This window comes from Pseudovibrio sp. POLY-S9 (assembly GCF_001431305.1).
Classification (GTDB): Bacteria; Pseudomonadota; Alphaproteobacteria; order Rhizobiales; family Stappiaceae; genus Pseudovibrio.
The window spans coordinates 1-2,286 of record NZ_LCWX01000191.1; the positions used below are offsets into that span (position 1 = coordinate 1).

Here is a 2,286-nt window from a genome sequence, read left to right on the forward strand (position 1 = left end):
GGCCGTGATGGCGGCAAGCCGAGCTTCAGCAAAGGCCCTCGTGAAGGTGGCCGTGATGGCGGCAAGCCGAGCTTCAGCAAAGGCCCTCGTGAAGGTGGTCGTGACGGCGGCAAGCCAAGCTTTAGCAAGGGCCCTCGTGAAGGTGGTCGTGATGGCGGCAAGCCAAGCTTTAGCAAAGGCCCACGTGGCGGCGGCAAGAGCTTTGGCGGCGATAAAGCGCGTGGTGGTCGCCCAGGTGGTGATCGCTCTGGCGCGCCTCGTGGAAACAAAGGCGGCAGAAAATCGTGAGAATTGTTGCTGGACGCTTTCGGGGAACTGCTCTCGCTACGCCCAAGACACAAAACACACGGCCTACCAGTGACCGGATGAGAGAGACCATTTTTAATGTGCTCGCTCATTCCTATGACAACCCGGTTCAGGACGCACGCGTTCTGGACCTGTTTGCAGGGACCGGCGCTCTTGGTCTGGAAGCGATGAGCCGTGGCAGCAAGTACTGCGTCTTTGTTGAAGAGGCCGTTGAGCCGCGTGGTCTGATCCGCCGGAATGTGGAGACCACAGGACTGATGGGCGCCACAAAGATCTTGCGACGTGATGCGACATCTTTAGGGGAAGCAGGAACCATTGCTCCGTTCGACCTGGTGTTTCTGGATCCACCTTACCGCAATGAGCTGGGCGAGAAGGCTCTGTCCAGCGCCGTGGCTGGCGGCTGGCTCAATAAAGGCGCTCTTTGCATCTGGGAAGAAGATGCGAGCGTTTCTCCAGTGATCCCTGACGGGTTTGAAGGGCTGGATGTACGCCATGCGGGCGACAGTCAGATCCTCATTCTCAGGTATCTCGGCGTGTAGCCCAGAGCGACCCTATATATAAAGAGTAGAAGAAGGCCTTTCCGATGTGGTTTCGGGAAGGCCTTTTTGTTGCCCTCCCCTCTGCGCGCTGGATAGAGGGCCGCCGTGATGTGTGAGTGCGCTCAATGATAGCGCAGGTGGGCAAGGACTGTGAGCAGAGGCGAGCTTGGGGTCTTCAGCCCGAACTGATTGAAGCGGGTCGTTGCTGTCCGGTGTTCTGAGGTGATGGCACCGTGTTGTGGCGGAGGATCTGGTCCGGTGTGGGTGAGCTGGAGGATGCATTGGCCCCTGCCTCCTAAAAAACAGAGATTTGCAGGATTGAGGTTCACAGTTCGCATAGCAGCGCGTCAGTCCTCAAAAGAACGCAAACTTCCCCAAAACAACGCAAAGTTCGAATACTTGTAAATATTATCACTTTACTTATCATGGAGTATTACACTTTCCTGATAGGGACTTCATTTGTGTCTATGATTCGAATGACGCAGCTTGCATAGGAAAAAGACTCGCAAATCTGCGTAATGATTTTTTAACTAACAATAACAATAGCTTAATTCGATAAAGAGCACCCCTGTAATGTATTTGTTACTTCTACCTAGTTTGGGATAAAAGCGTTGCAGGAATGAAACAGCGGTTTCGATTAGCTTGATAACTCTAGGTTATTTTTAGAGTTATCATTGCATCAATAAGCATGTGCTGGCATCAATTGCTGCAGGGAATTCGCGTACACAACAATAAAATTAGTTTTGCTTAGGCAGCATTTGGGCCGCCTTAAGTAGTTTTGTCAATAAACCTTGTTTGAGGAGTGGGTTTCTACCCGATTTAGGAGTCGAATTATGCGCCACTTTACAACTAGCGCCGCAGCAGCGCTTATGATGAGTGCCACTCCGGTCCTTGCAGCCGATCTTCCCGTTGCACCGGAGCCCGTAGAATATGTCCAGATTTGTGACGCCTACGGTACTGGATATTTTTATATTCCAGGCACAGATACCTGTTTGAGAATTCGCGGTCGTGTTCGTGCAGAATACCGTTTCAACAACTTTGGGGCGGCCCCAAGCGACTGGTCTGAGCGGACAAGAAATTCAACATCCACTCGTGCACGTGGCTACCTCCGCATGGACGCCCGAACTCAAACAGAATACGGCTTGCTTCGTGCTTACATTGATTTGTTCGGAACAGTCGACACACCTGGCTTTATTCAGGATGACAGCTCCGTTCCTAACGTGAACAACCCAGTCGGCTCTTTTGGGGTTGAACAGGACAACACTGTTATGACGCTTGATTATGCGTTCGTACAGTTTGGCGGTATGACCATCGGTCGTGCACAGTCCTTCTATGACTTCTGGACCGGTTATGCCTACGGTGCGATCACCACCGTTGCGTATTCTGACCAAAACCTCTGGCTTGCTGGTTATACCTTCGATTTAGGTAACGGCTTTTTCCC

Annotated in this window: 2 protein-coding genes and 1 pseudogene; all 3 read left to right on the forward strand. The window is 52.0% G+C overall.

Features of this window, described 5'->3' with window-relative positions:
• Window positions 1-288: pseudogene (locus tag PPL9_RS18390) on the forward strand (pseudouridylate synthase); the annotation flags it as partial.
• Window positions 285-845: a 16S rRNA (guanine(966)-N(2))-methyltransferase RsmD gene (gene rsmD, locus PPL9_RS18395; RefSeq protein WP_057464053.1), complete on the forward strand. Its 561-nt coding sequence runs from the start codon at window positions 285-287 to the stop codon at window positions 843-845. The pseudogene PPL9_RS18390 and the gene rsmD, both read left to right, overlap by 4 nt.
• 833 nt (window positions 846-1,678) lie before the next feature.
• Window positions 1,679-2,286, forward strand: a 608-nt coding sequence (locus PPL9_RS18400) for a porin (protein WP_161831349.1), incomplete at its 3' end; no start/stop codon positions are given.